At 61.1% G+C, this 15,471-nt stretch carries 16 protein-coding genes; all 16 read left to right on the top strand.

Features of this window, described 5'->3' with window-relative positions:
* The first annotated feature begins 128 nt into the window (after nucleotides 1–128).
* The 16 genes from EN846_RS13130 (at nucleotide 129) to EN846_RS13055 (ending at nucleotide 15,448) form a co-directional block, all read left to right on the top strand.
* Nucleotides 129–620, top strand: a complete 492-nt coding sequence (locus EN846_RS13130) for a hypothetical protein (protein WP_135913878.1) — start codon at nucleotides 129–131, stop codon at nucleotides 618–620.
* Complete coding sequence (locus EN846_RS13125) at nucleotides 587–2,278, top strand: portal protein (RefSeq protein WP_135913879.1); 1,692 nt, start codon at nucleotides 587–589, stop codon at nucleotides 2,276–2,278. Before EN846_RS13130 ends, EN846_RS13125 begins: the two co-directional genes overlap by 34 nt.
* Nucleotides 2,275–2,496: a hypothetical protein gene (locus EN846_RS13120; protein ID WP_135913880.1), complete on the top strand. Its 222-nt coding sequence runs from the start codon at nucleotides 2,275–2,277 to the stop codon at nucleotides 2,494–2,496. The genes EN846_RS13125 and EN846_RS13120 overlap by 4 nt, the downstream gene beginning before the upstream one ends.
* A 121-nt stretch (nucleotides 2,497–2,617) precedes the next feature.
* Nucleotides 2,618–3,031 carry a helix-turn-helix domain-containing protein gene (locus tag EN846_RS13115; protein WP_135913881.1) on the top strand — a complete coding sequence of 138 codons (414 nt, stop codon included), beginning with the start codon at nucleotides 2,618–2,620 and terminating at the stop codon, nucleotides 3,029–3,031.
* Nucleotides 3,028–3,333 (top strand): hypothetical protein, encoded by a 306-nt coding sequence (locus tag EN846_RS13110; protein WP_135913882.1) that lies wholly within the window; start codon nucleotides 3,028–3,030, stop codon nucleotides 3,331–3,333. The genes EN846_RS13115 and EN846_RS13110 overlap by 4 nt, the downstream gene beginning before the upstream one ends.
* On the top strand, nucleotides 3,326–4,210 hold the full coding sequence (locus EN846_RS35100) for a hypothetical protein (RefSeq protein ID WP_189523689.1): 885 nt from the start codon (nucleotides 3,326–3,328) through the stop codon (nucleotides 4,208–4,210). The genes EN846_RS13110 and EN846_RS35100 overlap by 8 nt, the downstream gene beginning before the upstream one ends.
* 225 nt (nucleotides 4,211–4,435) lie before the next feature.
* Nucleotides 4,436–5,278, top strand: a complete 843-nt coding sequence (locus tag EN846_RS13100) for a phage capsid protein (RefSeq protein WP_135913883.1) — start codon at nucleotides 4,436–4,438, stop codon at nucleotides 5,276–5,278.
* Between the two features lie 12 nt (nucleotides 5,279–5,290).
* The gene (locus tag EN846_RS13095; RefSeq protein ID WP_135913884.1) at nucleotides 5,291–5,557 is read left to right on the top strand and encodes a hypothetical protein; all 267 of its coding nucleotides are present in this window, start codon (nucleotides 5,291–5,293) and stop codon (nucleotides 5,555–5,557) included.
* A gap of 101 nt (nucleotides 5,558–5,658) precedes the next feature.
* Entirely contained in the window at nucleotides 5,659–6,135 is a 477-nt protein-coding gene (locus EN846_RS13090; RefSeq protein ID WP_135913885.1) for a hypothetical protein, read from the top strand.
* Entirely contained in the window at nucleotides 6,132–6,557 is a 426-nt protein-coding gene (locus tag EN846_RS13085) for a hypothetical protein (protein ID WP_135913886.1), read from the top strand. The genes EN846_RS13090 and EN846_RS13085 overlap by 4 nt, the downstream gene beginning before the upstream one ends.
* 1 nt (nucleotide 6,558) lies before the next feature.
* Entirely contained in the window at nucleotides 6,559–7,188 is a 630-nt protein-coding gene (locus EN846_RS13080) for a hypothetical protein (protein WP_135913887.1), read from the top strand.
* On the top strand, nucleotides 7,189–9,930 hold the full coding sequence (locus tag EN846_RS13075; RefSeq protein WP_135913888.1) for a hypothetical protein: 2,742 nt from the start codon (nucleotides 7,189–7,191) through the stop codon (nucleotides 9,928–9,930).
* Nucleotides 9,930–10,295 carry a hypothetical protein gene (locus EN846_RS13070; RefSeq protein WP_135913889.1) on the top strand — a complete coding sequence of 122 codons (366 nt, stop codon included), beginning with the start codon at nucleotides 9,930–9,932 and terminating at the stop codon, nucleotides 10,293–10,295. The genes EN846_RS13075 and EN846_RS13070 overlap by 1 nt, the downstream gene beginning before the upstream one ends.
* A 7-nt stretch (nucleotides 10,296–10,302) precedes the next feature.
* Nucleotides 10,303–10,815: a hypothetical protein gene (locus tag EN846_RS13065; protein ID WP_135913890.1), complete on the top strand. Its 513-nt coding sequence runs from the start codon at nucleotides 10,303–10,305 to the stop codon at nucleotides 10,813–10,815.
* 161 nt (nucleotides 10,816–10,976) lie between these two features.
* On the top strand, nucleotides 10,977–13,439 hold the full coding sequence (locus EN846_RS13060) for a transglycosylase SLT domain-containing protein (RefSeq protein WP_189523690.1): 2,463 nt from the start codon (nucleotides 10,977–10,979) through the stop codon (nucleotides 13,437–13,439).
* Nucleotides 13,436–15,448 carry a hypothetical protein gene (locus EN846_RS13055; protein ID WP_135913892.1) on the top strand — a complete coding sequence of 671 codons (2,013 nt, stop codon included), beginning with the start codon at nucleotides 13,436–13,438 and terminating at the stop codon, nucleotides 15,446–15,448. Before EN846_RS13060 ends, EN846_RS13055 begins: the two co-directional genes overlap by 4 nt.
* Nucleotides 15,449–15,471 lie beyond the last annotated feature (23 nt).

Genomic DNA, 15,471 nt, shown 5'->3' with positions numbered 1-15,471 from the left:
CGCGCCTACTTAGGTTCTGTGAGGCAAGCATACGCCTCTCGGACATGTACAGAAACCAGAGTGCTTTCGTCGGTTCCGTGCATGCAATGGCTGACCCGCTAAAGGCGACAGCTATGCTACGGGCTAGGATGCATGCTGGTAACGGCCAGAACTTTGAGCGCGCATACGACAGGCATTATGTCGGCTTGAAAGGTGAGCAAGCCTTTGCCGAATCCTTCCGTGAACCGATTGTCTACTGGGATCAGCCCAGCGGTGATAATGGTGAGGATTTCTGGGTGCCCCTCTTCTTCGGCGAAGATGGGTTTGGTTCATTCTCAGTTGACGTGAAGACCTCGCGTCGCGCATCCGCCATTGTCGTTCCTAAAGGCAAGGTGCGGGCGGATATCTATGTTCTCGCGCATTACGACGACGCAACCGACACAGCAAACCTCATCGGGTGGCAGTGGGCGAAGATTGTACGAGAGTCGCCTGTGCGGCGCTTCAGCGAAGAATGTCATTTCTGCACAGCCATTAGGCCTCTCAAAGACCTAGCCGTGAATTCCGTATCCCTCTGGACAGAGGACGGCCCGCCGGTTGTCCCGGCGGAGTGGGGCGCCGTTCGATTGGTGGTGAGCAACTAATGGACTCACGTGCTAAGGAATTGGTCTCCATCGGGGATAAGCTCTTCGCAAAAAAAGAGCAGTGGAATTCGCTGAACCAGGAGGTTGCCGAGTACATCTATCCCATGCGCGCGGACTTCACCCAGTCCTTCACGCTGGGCGATGACTTCTCCATGGATCTGATGGACTCGTTCCAGGTGCAAGCGCGGGAAACGCTGGGCAACACCATCGGAGCGCTGCTTCGTCAGGGCGACTGGTTCAAGGTGCAGACCGGTCTCGATGAGATTGACGAAGACCCCGCCAATGCGCGCTGGCTTGAGTATGCGACGAACCATTTCCGCCGGCTGGTCTATGACCGCAAGGCGAATTTCGTGCGCGCCACCAATGAGGCCGACCACGACTGGGTAGCCTTCGGCAACCCGGTCCTGTCGGTGGAGGAAAGCCCGGATCGCACGCACTTCCTGTTCCGGACCTGGCATCCGAAGGAATGCGCGTGGATGCTGAACCAGGTCGGCAGGATCGACCACAATCAGCGCAACATGCCGATGACGGCGCGCAACATGAAGATGCGCTGGGCGAAGAGCCTGCATCAGGACGTGATCACAGCCGCAGAGAAAGACCCGGCGAAGGAATTCAAGGTTCGGCATATCGTCCTGCCATTCGATGAGATTTACGGCGACGACAAAGCCAAGCGGCGCCAGTACAAGGACAACCCGTTCTGCTCGCTCTACGTCGACTGCGAGCATGAAATGGTGCTGGGCGAGGGGCCGCTGCCGGTCTTCAACTACATCATTCCGAGGTGGCGGACTGTATCGAGTTTCCCGCAGGCGTTCAGTCCTGCCGCTATCAATTCGCTGCCCGACGTTCGGATGCTCCAGTCGCTGGCGCGCATCCTTCTGGAGCAGGGCGAGAAGGCGGTTGACGCGCCGATGTTCGCGCGCGGGGAAATCTTCCGCGATGCCGTGAACCGCTATGCCGGCGGCCTGACCTATGTGGACCTCGAGGCGGACCAGAAAATCCAGGATGCCATCTTCACGGAGCAGCCTTCAAGCGGCCTGAGCTTCGGCATGGAGATGAAGCAGGATGTGCGCAACCTCATTGCGGAAGCCTTCCTGCTCAACAAGATCATGCTGCCGCCACAGCAGAAGACAGCCTTCGAGACGCAGGCAAGGCTAGAGGAATACCGCCGCGCCATCCTGCCGTTCACCGGGCCGATCGAGAGCGAATATCATTTGCCGTTGTTGGATGTGGCGTTCCAGATGGCGATCAGGAACAACGCCTTCAAGATCGATGAGATGCCCAAGGCGCTGAGCGATCGGGAGGTGACTTTCACCTTCGAGGGTCCGCTCAACACGGCAGAGGGCAGGCAGAACGTTCAGGCCTTCCAGGAATCGCTCCAGCTCGTCGCGGCTGCAGCGGAGATCGACAAGTCTGTTGCAACCCTCATCGACTGGCAGAAGGCCACCAAGGACGCCGTGCGGGGCACGCAGGCGCCGGCCGACTGGTTCAACGATGAACAGGTGCAGCAGGACGCGGCGGACCAGCAGAATACGGTTGATGGCCTCACACAGGCTGCCGCCGCGCTTCAGGGCGGGGCAGAGGTAGGCAAGAGCGTTGCCGATGCTTCTCTGGCTCTCCAGCAGGCCGGCATGATCCAGCAGCCGGCGGTGGCCGCGTGAGCGATCGGCCGCAGATTGGCAGGGTCGCGGAATTCATCATCATGTCGGGCTGGATATTGCTCGTTGTGGTCTGTTTCTGCACCATCTTGGAGGTCTGCTACCTCGCGATGAGCGGGGCGGCCATTAGTGACCCCTTGCAGAAGTTGGCTTTCACTTCGACCGGGTTCCTTTTCGGCTCGTTCCCATCCATGGTCAAAGATTTGATCAATGCGCGGTAGCGCCCTGTTGCTCCTCATTCTTCTGGCGGGCTGCGCCTCACACCGCGATATGTCACGTGAAACATCGATTGGGCTCACGGAGCTTTTGAAGCACGACCTGAAACACCCATAGGAGGCAACTATGGCAAAGCCTACGGAAATTAGCATCGAAGACGCCCGCGCCATGTCCGCCAGCGGTGACTCACTGAGGGTCATAGCGGCGAAATTAGGGTGCAGCCCACAGACGGTCTCTAGGCGCCTACTTGGAAAGGATCACATATCCATTCCTAGACCACAAAATCCGGTTGATGCGTGGTCCGACGAGAAGAAGGCCAATGTTAGGGCGCGATATGCGGAAGGCTGGTCGCGTCGAGACTTGGCAAAAAAGCTTCACGTGACCGAAGGGCAACTGCGCCCGCTGCTTTCTGAGACTCAGCCGAATGTAAGCCATGCAGAAAAGGTTGGCTTCGCAGTTAAGAAGCACTTCTATGCCGGGGTGAATGACGCAGCCGCCTGCCGTTTCGGCACAAAAGCTCACGAGATCGAAGAACTGTGAGCGAAGCCCATTCGCCGGCCGCCTACGACAAAGACACCCTCATGGCCATTCGCGCCGTGATCGCCGGCAGGGCCAATGAAGGCCAGCAGCAGACGGCAATGGACTGGATCATCAACCAGGCCAGCAACTACTACGACCTGAGCTACCGCAAGAATGACAGCCATGCCACGGCCTTTGCCGAGGGCAGGCGGTTCGTCGGTGCCCAGATCGTCAAAATGCTTCGCGCGGAAACCCTGAAGGCAGTTGAGGGCAAACCGGCGAAACCAGTTCGAGGCAAGAGGCAAGAGGCAGACAATGGCTGAGTTGGCAGACCCGACTCCTACACCCGATCCCACGCCGGCACCGACCCCCGATCCGGCACCCGCACCTGTATCAACGCCCGACCCAGCGCCGACGCCAGACCCGGCTCCTGAACCGAAATCGCCATGGGGCGACAACTGGCGCGAGGAAATGGCATCTGGTGACGAGGATGTCGCCAAGGCCATTTCTCGCTATGGTTCGCCCAAGGGCGTGGCGCGGGCTCTGCGTGAGGCGCAGGCGACGATCAGCACCGGTCTGAAGCGGGCCAAGCCTGACGGCAAAGACGAAAAGGCCATGGCCGAATGGCGCAAGGCCGAAGGCATCCCGGATGACCCGACCGGCTACAAGCTGCCGGAGACGGTGCAGAAGCGCTTGACCGACGAGGACAAGCCGATCCTGTCCAGCTTCACCGAGTTCGCCCATGCCAAGGGCGCCCGGCCTGATGTCGTGGACATCGCGGCCGAGTGGTACATCGACATGGCGGAAGCCGCGCAGGCCAAGCAGATCGAGGCCGACAAGATCGCCTCAGAAGAAGCCGAGGACGCGCTGCGCAAGGATTGGGCGCACGGCGAGTACAAGGCTAACACCACGATCGCCCGGCGCTGGATCGAGAGCGTTCCCGGCATCGGCGCGAAGTGGGCGGAGGCCCGCGTGGACGGCAAGCGTCTCGGGGACAATCCCGAGTTCATTGCCTGGGCCGCCGACATGGGCCGCGAAAAGTTCGGTGACGTGGCCTTCACCTCCTCCGATAGCGAGCGCAAGCACGCCGCGCGCAAGGAGGAGATCGAGAAAATAATCGGCACTGACGAGTACTACGAGAAAGGCCTGGACCGCGAGTACGCCGCCATTCTCGAAAAGGAACTCAAGCGCAAGAAATAGGAATTCCCTGACACCCGTCAGCGGATAGCGCTCGCTCCGGCGAGCCTTTTTATTGCCTCACTCGGCCACCCCGGCAACGGCTCCGAGACCGGCAATCTACCTGCCTATGACGTGAAGCTCCGAATGCAACCTGGCCACCCCTCGCAAGAGGCTCCGGGAACGCCTTCGGCCACCCTGCACGACAGCGGCTCCAAAACCCTCACAACCCTTTGAAAGGAACTGATCATGGCTATCGAAGCCGCAATGATTCAGTACCGCAAGGAGTTCGTTGGGGCTTTCGAGCAGCGCGTCAGCCTGCTCAAGGCCATGACGACCAAGGAAGCGGTGATCAGTGGCAACCAGGCCACTTTCCTCGTCTCCGGCTCCGGTACTGATACCGCAGTCACCCGTGGAACCAACGGCCAGATCCCGTACGGCAACCCCACGAACAACCAGAACACGGCCACGCTCGTTGAAAAGCACGCTCCGTACGAGCTGACCGGGTTCAACATCTTCGCTTCGCAGGGCGACCAGAAGCGCGTCATGCAGAATGCGTCGATGGCGGTCATCAACCGCGACATCGATCTCACGCTGCTTGCCGAACTGGCCAACGCTACCCAGGACTATCCTTCGACGGCGCAGACCGCCTCGCTGCAGATGGTTGCTGGTGCACAGGCCATCTTGGGCAACGCGGACATTCCGGTGGAAGACGAGAACAACATGTTCGCGATCATTTCCCCGGCGTTCCGTGGCTATCTGCTTCAGACCACCGAATTCGCCTCGGGCGACTACGTGGACGTGAAGCCGTTCGGCGGCCCGGCGCGCAGGATGTTCCGCTGGATGGGCATCAACTGGGCGGTCTCCAGCCGCGTCACCGGCCTCGGCACGGCGGCGGAAATCTGCTATCTCTTCCACCGTGACGCCATTGGCTACGCGGTGAACGTGGGCGAGGAGAAAATCTCCATCGGCTACGACGAGAAGCAGGACACGTCCTGGACCCGCGCCACCGTCTTCCACGGAGCAAAAATCCTCCAGAACACCGGCATCGTGAAGTGGACTCACGACGGCTCGGCGTTCGTTGCTACGTAAGGAGAACGGACAATGGCTTACACTGCTGACAACCTCGCCATGGTCATCAACCCGGTGGGTGGTGCCATGCCGCGCGTGTTCCTGTACCTCAACGCCACTCCGGATGCGGACGCCACCATCGTTGGTGCTTCGTATTTCTCGGACGGCGTGACCAAGGGCATGCGCGTTGGTGATCTTGTCGATGCCATCAACGTGGGCACCGCCAAGTACAAAAGGTATCAGGTCGCATCGGTCTCCGGTGCGGCTGCGACTGTCGCGGCTCCGACCGCGATCACCTGATACGCAGCTCTGCGGCTTCGGTCGCGAGTTGCCTCCTCGTGGTCGAGGGGGCTGGCCGGATTGCGCTGGCCCCCGAACCACCTTCAACTCATGAGGCAAACATGAAGATCCCCGCGAACACGGCGATCAACAGCGCTGATTTCACCCGCACGCTTCGGCGCATGATCGTCCCCAATTCCATGACGATGGAAGACGTTGCGGTGCCCGGAAACTGGGCCAACGTCTTCTCAAAGGTCAGGGCCCATGACGAAGTGATCGTCATCCCGGAAGACCTGACATGGCGCCTGCATCTGCTGGTGGTTGAGACCGGCGTAGGCTTCGTCCGCACCGCGCTCCTCCATGCGATCGACCTGACCAAGGCAGTTGCCAAGGTGCCGGCCGTCGAACAGCCTGGAGATGTCTCCAAGGACGCTCCAGAGCCGCCCGAGGGCTACACGGTGAATTTCGCGCCGGCCCACAAGTGGCGCGCGATGACCAACGATCCGCACATGGTGGTGAGCAAGGACCATCGGACGCGGGCTGAAGCGGTTGCAGCCGCCATGGCGCATTCCAGGAAGGCATCCGGGCTCGCCGCATGACCACGATCGCCTTTCGGTACGGCACGCTGGCCGCCGATAGCCGGATGATGAACGGCGGCTGGATTCACCGCTATACCGCCGACAAGCTCTTTCGCTTGCCTGACGGAAGCATTGTCGGTGTCACCGGCACCTATGCTGAGGCCGTGGCATTTGTTGCATGGCTTCAGGCTGGGGAGAACGGCGATAGACCGGCGCTCACGGAATCGACGATCATCCGCCTACGCAAGGACGGCTCCTTGACAATCTATGAGGCCGGAGCATCGTTCGATGTGACGACTGAGTTCGGCGCATGGGGCAGCGGTTCACCGGCCGCCAATGCCGCCATGTACATGGGGGCCGATGCTGCCAAGGCCGTCGAGATTGCCGGGCTGCTTGATGACTGCACCGGCGGCAAGATCGTGACCATGAAGTGCGAGGTCTGACATGGCCACGAAACTGTCAATTTACAAATCGGCGCTGCGCTATCTCGGCAACGCGGCCGGCGTGGCAAGCCTCACCGAGGCAAGCCCGGCCCGCTACGCGCTGGATGATGTCTGGCAGGAAGCCGGCGAATACATGTTCGCCAAGGGCCTGTGGAACTTCGCCATTCGTTCGTCCGAGTTCCAGAACGATGAGGATGTGGAGCCGCTGTTCGGCTACCAGTATGCGTTTTCCAAGCCAACCGACTGGGTGCGCACGGTTTCCATCGGAACCGACCCGACATTCCTTGCTGGGTTTGAGGATTTCGCGGACGAGACCGCCTATTGGTATGCGGACAGTCCAACCCTCTATATCCGCTACGTCTCGAACGATGACGACTATGGCTGGAACATCGGCGCATGGCGCGAGCCGTTCGCACAGGCTTTCGCGGCCTATCTCGCATTCCAGTGCGCACTGCCGATCTCTTCCGACAAGGGCACCCGCACCGATCTGTTCAACCTCTCCAAGGCGCTGTTGAGCGAAGCCAAGGCGCTCGACGCGGTGGATGAGCGCGTGGCCTATTCGCCGGCTGGCCGCCTTGTCCAGTCCCGTTTGCGCAGGGGTTCGCTTTCCGGTACGAGGCGCGGCCTCTAGATGCCTCGCATCAATACCTACCTGCAAAGTTTTTCCGTAGGCGTGCAGGACAAGAAGCATCTGCCGCGCGTCGATCTTGAGCGGATGCGGCTGGCGGCGGAACAGCAGACCAATTTCCTGCCGCTCACCAGTGGCCCAGCCTTCATGCGCCCTGGCCTGGAATACATCTCCACCACGGACAGCAACGATATCTGCCGAGTGAAGGAGTTCGTCTTCGGCGCTACCGATGCCGCCATGCTGGAATTCACCGACCAGCTTATGCGGGTTAAGGTGGATGATGTCACGGTCACCAGGCCGGCCGTTACGGCAGCGGTCACAAGCGGGGATTTCTCCTCCAGCACGGGATGGACGCTCACGGCCACTTCTGGCGCCACCAGCACCGTCTCGGGGGGGTATCTCAACCTCACGGCCCTTGCGCGGGGCTCGAAAGCCTCTGCATCGCAAACCGTCACCGTCAACCAGATCGGCACCGAACACGCGCTTCGCATCATCGTTGAGCGCGGCCCGGTAACGCTCAGGGTTGGTTCGACCTCGGGCGGCGACGAGTATATCAATGAAACCTCTCTTCGGACGGGCACGCATTCCCTTGCGTTCACGCCATCTGGGGCTTCGTTCTATCTGCTCTTCCAATCCGAACTGGAGCAGCTGAAGCGCGTCGATAGTGTGACGGTTGAAGCGGCCGGCATCATGACCTTGCCGACGCAATGGCTTGAGGCCGATCTGTTCAAGATGCGCTTCGCCCAGTCGGCTGACGTGGTGTTTGTTGCCTGCGATGGTTACAGGCCGCAGCGCATCGAGCGCCGCTCCACCCGCTCCTGGTCGGTTGTCCGGTATCAGCCAAGCAACGGACCCTTCACTGTTGGCACTACCAGGGATATCAAACTGACGCCAAGCGTCGGGGAAGGGAACGGCACACTTACCGCCTCGGCTCCTTTCTTCAACTCAGACCACGTTGGCACGCTGTTCTCGCTTTTCCATGAGGGGTTCGAGTGCTCCACGAACCTGGCTGGAGGTGGTGAGTACACCGATGCTTTCCGGGTGACGGGGGTTCAGGCCACCGACTACAATGACCGCAACTGGACCTACACCGTTAGCGGCACATGGGCTGGCACCCTGCGCTGGCAAAGATCGTTTGACGGCGAGGATCGGGGCTTTAAGCGGTTCCCATACCTCAACAACACATCAACGATCGACATCACCGGAAACCTCGGCACATCCAATAACGACGACGAGGACGACAACGCGGTCATCTACTACAAGCTTGGGTTTGAAGAGGGCTCGTACACCTCTGGCGTGGCAACGATCACCGTTGACTATGACGGCGGGGGCGGCTCCGGTATCTGCCGCGTCACCGCCTACAATAGCGCGACTTCGGTAGATATCGAGATCCTGCAGCCGTTCCACGCCGCAAAGGCTACCGATAACTGGCGCGAATGCGAATGGTCGGCCAATCAGATATGGCCGTCTGCCGTTTCGTTCGCAGAGGGTCGCCTGTGGTGGTCTGGCGATGACCGGCTGTGGGGTTCGGTCTCGGATGGCTTCGAGGATTTTGACGACACCGTAGAGGGCGACAGCGGGCCTATCTCGCGTTCCATCGCCACGGGTGGTGTCAACGACACGCAATGGCTCCTTGCCCTCCAGAGGCTGCTTGTGGGCACGGAGGGCGCGGTTTCCACCGTCAAGTCGTCATCGTTCGATGAGCCGCTGACGCCGACCAATCTTTCGATCAAGGATTCCTCCTCGACCGGGGCTTCCTCCGTTGATCCGGCCCGCGTCGATACCAGGGGCGTGTTTGTCGATCGCTCTGGCAAGGCGCTGTTCGAACTCTCCTTCGATGGGACCAGCTCCGACTATAACGCCACGCAGATGAGCAAGCTGGCGACGGACCTGTTCACCTCGGGCATCAAGACGCTTTCGGTGCAGCGCCGGCCGGATACCCGTATCTGGGTCATCAACAACGACGGCTCCTGCGTCTGCATCGTCTATGAGCCGCTTGAGGAAGTGCTAGCCTTCATCCCGATCGAGACGGATGGCGATTTCGAAAGTGTGGCAGTCCTGCCCGCCGACGATCAGGATCGCGTCTATTTCGTGGTCAACCGCACCATCAACGGTTCGACGGTTCGCTACATCGAGAAGATGGCGCTCGATACCGACGTCAAGCCGATGACGCAATGCAAGGTGATGGATGCATTCGCCTACGGCACGAATGGCCCCGCTTCCACAACCATCCATGTCGGCACGCATCTTCAGGGCGAAAGCGTTGTGGTCTGGGCTGATGGCGAACCGCTGGTGACAGAGGTCAACGGCTACACCGTGCCGAACACCTACACAGTCAACGGCAGTGGCAACATCACGGTTGGCTCGGCGGTGACGGACTGGGTTGCAGGGCTTCCCTACACCGCGCGCTACAAGTCGTCAAAGCTGGCTTATGGCGCTGCCGGTGGGACTGCGATGCTCCAGAAGAAGAAGGTCGATGAGGTCGGCCTGATCATGACTGATTTCGTTCGGGCCGGCATCCGCTATGGATCTCAGTTCGACAATGCGGAAAGGCCATTGTTCCCGCCGCCAGTCCAAAAGGGTGGGACCACGGCGCCGGCTATCGTTCTCAGTGATGTGGATGACGAGGAGCCGTTCGTCTTCCCAGGCGAGTGGAACACAGACAGCCGCGTTTGCGTCGAGTGCGCCAGCCCGAACACGGCGACACTGATCTCTATGGTTATATCGGTCACGACCAACGGCTGATGCTCACCATCCACCATGCCGACCCGTACAGCGTGGCGGTGGCTCTGAACGTCGTGATCGACTGGCCGGCCATTGCCTATGTCGGGATCGATGATGACGCTCTGGTGGGCTCCGGTGGCCTGGCATGGGGCAATGACAGGTGTTGGGTCTGGTTCTCCATTCTGGAGCCGAAGCCGCAATATGCGCTGCCCGTTCTTTGCATGATGCGCAAATTCAAGAAAAAGGCCGCCCAACTGGGTGAGCGCTACGTCTATGCGATCCGCGATCCGCAATACGAAACCTCGCCCAAACTGATGAAGCTGGCGGGCTTCGAGTTCTTTGCGATCGAGGACGGACAGGAAATCTTTCGATGCGAAATTGGGTGATGGTCTGATGGCAGCATTGGCGGCTCTTAGTGCCCTGCTTAGTGGCGGCACGGCGGCGGCAGGCACCGCTTCGGCGGGCTCGACGCTCGGCGCGATCGGCAGTGTCGTATCCGGTGTCGGCACGGTCGCGGCAGGCGTTGCCGAAAAGCGCGCCGCCGACTTCGAGGCCGCACAGATGGAGCAGAAGGCCAAGGAAGAGGTTGCCGCATCCCAGCGTGACGCCATAGCCAAGCGCAGGGAGGGCTCGATCCTCAATTCCCGCGCCCAAGCTATCGCGGCTGCCTCGGGTGGTGGCGCCGGAACGGATGCGCCAACCATCGTCAAGCTGATGGGGCAAACTGCGGGCGAGGCTGACTACAATGCCCAGACGGCCATGTACGGCGGCTATTCCCGCTCTGCCGGGTTGAGGGATAGTGCCAAGGCTCGCAAGGCCTCGGGCAATGCTTCCCTGCTGGGCTCGGTCATTGGCGGCTTCGGCCAGACGGCCAGCGGCCTCTACAAGTCGGGCGTGTTCGGCTGATGGCTCGACTTCCAACCGCACTGGACCTTAGCGGCCCGGTCGCCCTTCAGTCCAAACGCGTCATTGCCTCGATCGATACGAGTGGCATTGGTCGTGGGCTGGCAAGTCTTGGCGCTGATCTCCAGCAGATCGGCGCAGAGCGCCAGCAGCAGCAGAACACCGTGGATATCGCGCGGGCAGAGGCCGAGAAGACCAAGGGCCTCCTGGAGGTCCAGGACCAGTTCAAACACGATCCGGACTACGCGACCTATAACAAGCGCGCTTCCGCACTGACGGGCGATGTGGTCAAAAAAGCCGCCAACCTGATCCGTGATCCGCAGATGCGCGAGCGCTGGTCGATCGGCGCTGGCACAGATGCCTTCCGCGTCAACAACGGCATCAACGATCATGGCGTCACGGTCCAGCGCGAGGCCGAAACCGTCGCCTTCGACAACGCGCTTGAGACCAACCGCCGGCTCTATGTCGATCCGAACACGCCGGCCGACGTAAGGGCCAAGGCCAAGGCCGACATTGCCGGAGCGATCCAGCAGGGACAACAGGCGGGCCTTCTCGACCCGAGCCAGGCAGAAGCGCGGCGCAAGCAGTATATCGAGGATGCCGAGTTCAGCCGTGGCAAGCTGGCGGTCGATCAAGATCCTTCGATCATCTCGAAGCCGAAAGGACCGGTCGCCGGGATCGTAGCGGCAGCAGCAGCGCGGCATGGTGTTCCGCCGGCAATCGCTCTCGGCATTGCCCAGATCGAAAGCGGGATGAACCCGAATGCCAAGGCGGGCACATCCTCTGCCGGTGGGTTGTTCCAGTTCGTGGACGGCACTGCGGCTCAGTACCATCTCCGCAACAAGTTCGATGCGGCAGCCAACGCCGATGCCGGCGCCAGGCTGACGGCAGACAATATCGCCGGGTTGAAGCGTGACCTCGGCCGCGACCCGACACCGGGTGAAATCTACCTTGCTCACTTCAGTGGCTATGGCGTGGCTGAAAAGCTCGGCAAGGCGAGTGACGATACTCCGGCGAGCGCCGTCTTCAGCCCGCAGGCTATCGCGGCCAATCGCTCGATCCTCGCGGGCAAGACAGTTGGCGAGGTGAAGGACTGGGCAAACGCCAAGATGGCGAAAGCCATCCATGAGGCCGGGGCCGGCGATAACCCCGATTGGTACAAGGCGCTTTCTCCAGAGCAGCGCTATGTCATCGACAATGAGGTAGACACCCGCAACAACCAGATCGCCGCCGAGACCCGCGCCAACATCGATGTCGCGACCACCAACGGCCCGGCCGCGATGCTCTCGACGGGGCAGTACACCGGCACCATGCCGAGCCAGGAGCAGTTCTTCCAAGCCTACGGGCCACAGGAAGGCGCATCTCGCTATGACTCGTTCGTCGCCTCTATGCAGACGAGCGAGCAAGCCTACTCCATGCGCACGATGTCGGCAGAAGACATCCAGTCGATGGTGAGCGCGGCCAGGCCGACTTCCTCGGGCGACGATGCTGCGTTGCAGGCCAAGCGTTATGACACTCTGGCGAGCGCTCAGGAAGCCACCATCAAGGCGCGGGATGCCGACCCGGCAAGCTATGTGCGCAATGCCTTCCCCGCCGTCAACGAACAGTGGAACAACGCGCAGAGTGCCGGCAACTATCAATCGGCGGTTGCCGCTTCGATAGCAGCGCAGCAGCAGATCGGCATCAAAGACCCCCAGCCACTGCCCAAGGCCATCGCTACCAGCGCAGTCGGCGTGTTCAAGGACGAAGCCCAGCCGCAGGCCAATCGCATCGGCGCCGTGGCGAGCATCGTCATGGCCACCAACGACCCGGCACAGCGCCAAATGTTGTTCAACCAGATGGTCGCGGAAGGGCTGCCCGACATCACGCAGGGCGCATTCGAGGCGCTTTCGCGCGGCGATCAGGGCGCGGCTCAGCGTTTGTTCCAAGCTGCCATGGTCGATCCGACCAAACTGGCGGGCAATATCCCCGGCGACATCAAGCCGGCGAATATCGATGAAGCCGTGCAAGCCTCCGTCATGGATCAAGGCCAGATCGGCGACATCTACTACGGCCTGTCCAACGGCACGGCAGACAACTACACCCGCGCCTTGCGGGATTCGAAACTGATCAACAACGCCGTCAACCTTCGCCTGCGCAATGGCGAGACGATGGACCAAGCAATCGCGGGTGTGTCAAAAGACCTGTACGGCGATGTGTCCGTGGTGGACGACGCCAACATGCAGATCCTTGTGCCGAAGAGCGAGGATGCAGCGACCGTGAGCGCTGGATTGACCGCCGCGCTGCCCGATGTGCGCGCGGCCATCACGACCGCGCTGGCGGTCCCGGCCGACGCCAAGGCAACCGATGGCACCAAAGCCATTCTCACCGCCGCCGCCCAGCAGAAGACCGACGACATCATGGCGAACGGCTACTTCCGTAACTCTGGCGATGGCTATGTGTTCATCGATCCGAAGACCAGCCTTGCGGTTGCGGACCAGTCTGGCAACCCGATCATCTTCAAGCCGAAGGCGCTGCAGGCGGCACAGCCACAGTCGGGCGGCTCGCTTTCCGACTTCCTCGGCAATACGGGTGACGCCTATGTCTCGCCCGATACCAGCCTGCGTGACGGGATGATGGCGCAATGAGTGGCGTCTATTCGATGACAGGCGGGCCGACCTATACCGGCGCCACTGGCGGAGAATGGATGCAGGATGCGCTCGACACGCCGTTGAGCCTCTATTCGACGCTGGAGCAGAGCGCCAAGACCGGTGTGCTGGAATCCTTCGGGCTTGGCACCGCCATTCGGCATTTCACCATGCCGGAGGAGGCTCCGACCACTCCGGGCATTACAGCCGATCCAGGCGAGCGGGACTTTCTCAAGAGCCGCTGGGAGACGCCGGAAGAGTTGGCCGCGCGCAGGCAATCAATGGGAGCCTTGAGCGAGGACCAGTACAAGGCCTCGCCCTACTTTCGCAACGACATCCCCTACGATCCCGGCATGACCGAAGCGCGGGCGCAGGCCCTTGCCGCTTCCGACGATGCAAAGAAGGCGCGCGACTATTTCTCGCAGAAGCGGCCTTTCTGGTCCTTCGTCGGCGGACTTGGCGGGCAGGCCCTTGACCCGATCAATTATATCCCGGTCTTTGGTGAGGCAGTCCAGTCTGCACAGGTGGCGCGGTTTGGCTATGTCGGCGGCCGGCTACTGACGACGGCGGCCGATGCCGCGATCAATACTGGTGTCGCCAGCATTGCCACGGCCGGCGAGCGCGCCAAGTTCGGCGACGATGTATCCTGGCAGACGACGATTTCGCAGATTGCCACGGCTGCATTGCTGGGGGGTGCTTTCGGAGCGCTGCACGGGGTCATAGGCGGGCGCGCAGAGGCAAGGGCGCTATCGGAGGCAGATGCGCGCCTGTCCGACCTGAAGACCACGCAGGAGGCCCGCATTGCCCTGAACGAGGGCATTGATGCGGTTGTCCGAGGCGAGGATGTCAATCTGTCGCCGAACGCGACGGAGCCGCTTCAGCGCGTTGCTGACAGCCTTGGGCCGGTAGAGCCTTCAGCGCTGTTCGAGCCCAGTTCGCCAGAAAGCCGGCAGGCGGCCATTGATCGGATCGTCAACGAGGACATGCCTGTGGGGGCCGCTCCTCCGCAGCCTGTCAGCCTTATGCAATTCCTTGCCTCGAAAAGCGTGGGCGGCATCAAGGATGATGGCGGCGAGTTGGCCACGATGGGGCTGTCCCGCAAGTTCGTTCCGGGCGGTGGCGCGCTCGTAACGAAGCGCGGCAAGGGCCTCGATTATGCGCGTGAAGCCGCTGCGGAAGCCGGGTTCTTCGACCACATCTATGGCGACCCAGAGACGGCGGTAGCGAAGTCAACGACCCGCGACCTTCTGGACATGCTGTCTGCGGAACGTGACGGACAGCCCGGTTTCTCCAACCGCCTGGATGGCGGCCGAAAACTTGCTCATGAACAGTTCGCTCACGACCAAGGCGCGCAGGACAGTTACCGCCGCGTGCTTGATGAGGTAAACGGCGCACTGGATACGCTCGGCATCGAGCACAAGGTTGACGACAACATAATTCGCCGGGCGGCTCAACTGACCGGCCAAGATAACCTTGATCCAGCGACCGCACTTGAACATGCGATCTATGAGGATTATCGTAAATTTGCCGACGCCATGGATGAGCGCGGCCAAGGATTTTCCAATGAACCAGCCTTCAACATCCCCTTCTTCGATGAACCCGGCTCAGCATCTAGAGCAGGCCAAGATGTTGGAGCGCAGGGCAGCAACGGCGCACAAGGACGACGCGGAACAAATGCGCCGGATAGCGAGCAATTTGCGCGTTCTAGCAGCAATGCAGGCCAAGCGCGCGTAGATACCGCCAAGGCTGCGCCCGAACCGCTGCCCGAGGGCCACGCCAAGGCCCAAGCATCCATCGCCAAGCCAGAAGACGCCAAGACTCTCGCCGCTCAGTACGGCGTCGATGCCAACACCGGCGCCTTCAAGGAAGAAGCCGACATCACGCAGCTTGCGGACGAAGGCCGGCTGACAGAGCAGGACGTGGCGACAATGGCCCAGGCGCACATGGATTACGAGGTGGCAGAAGGCTATGCCGAAGCGCTCAAGTCGGTAGCCAACTGTTTGATATAGCAGCGAATTTCTGCTAGATTTCC

Origin of the sequence: Mesorhizobium sp. M4B.F.Ca.ET.203.01.1.1 (genome assembly GCF_004791025.1) — a bacterium.
Lineage (GTDB): Bacteria > Pseudomonadota > Alphaproteobacteria > Rhizobiales > Rhizobiaceae > Mesorhizobium > Mesorhizobium abyssinicae.
This window is presented reverse-complemented; position numbering and strand designations above follow the sequence as displayed.

What these genes read in the sequence shown, in the direction of transcription:
- EN846_RS13130 (WP_135913878.1), top strand. Translation starts at nt 129, where the DNA reads ATGCATGCTGGTAACGGCCAGAACTTTGAGCGCGCATACGACAGGCAT.
- EN846_RS13115 (WP_135913881.1), top strand. Translation starts at nt 2,618, where the DNA reads ATGGCAAAGCCTACGGAAATTAGCATCGAAGACGCCCGCGCCATGTCC.
- EN846_RS35100 (WP_189523689.1), top strand. Translation starts at nt 3,326, where the DNA reads ATGGCTGAGTTGGCAGACCCGACTCCTACACCCGATCCCACGCCGGCA.
- EN846_RS13100 (WP_135913883.1), top strand. Translation starts at nt 4,436, where the DNA reads ATGGCTATCGAAGCCGCAATGATTCAGTACCGCAAGGAGTTCGTTGGG.
- EN846_RS13095 (WP_135913884.1), top strand. Translation starts at nt 5,291, where the DNA reads ATGGCTTACACTGCTGACAACCTCGCCATGGTCATCAACCCGGTGGGT.
- EN846_RS13090 (WP_135913885.1), top strand. Translation starts at nt 5,659, where the DNA reads ATGAAGATCCCCGCGAACACGGCGATCAACAGCGCTGATTTCACCCGC.
- EN846_RS13085 (WP_135913886.1), top strand. Translation starts at nt 6,132, where the DNA reads ATGACCACGATCGCCTTTCGGTACGGCACGCTGGCCGCCGATAGCCGG.
- EN846_RS13080 (WP_135913887.1), top strand. Translation starts at nt 6,559, where the DNA reads ATGGCCACGAAACTGTCAATTTACAAATCGGCGCTGCGCTATCTCGGC.
- EN846_RS13075 (WP_135913888.1), top strand. Translation starts at nt 7,189, where the DNA reads ATGCCTCGCATCAATACCTACCTGCAAAGTTTTTCCGTAGGCGTGCAG.
- EN846_RS13070 (WP_135913889.1), top strand. Translation starts at nt 9,930, where the DNA reads ATGCTCACCATCCACCATGCCGACCCGTACAGCGTGGCGGTGGCTCTG.
- EN846_RS13065 (WP_135913890.1), top strand. Translation starts at nt 10,303, where the DNA reads ATGGCAGCATTGGCGGCTCTTAGTGCCCTGCTTAGTGGCGGCACGGCG.
- EN846_RS13055 (WP_135913892.1), top strand. Translation starts at nt 13,436, where the DNA reads ATGAGTGGCGTCTATTCGATGACAGGCGGGCCGACCTATACCGGCGCC.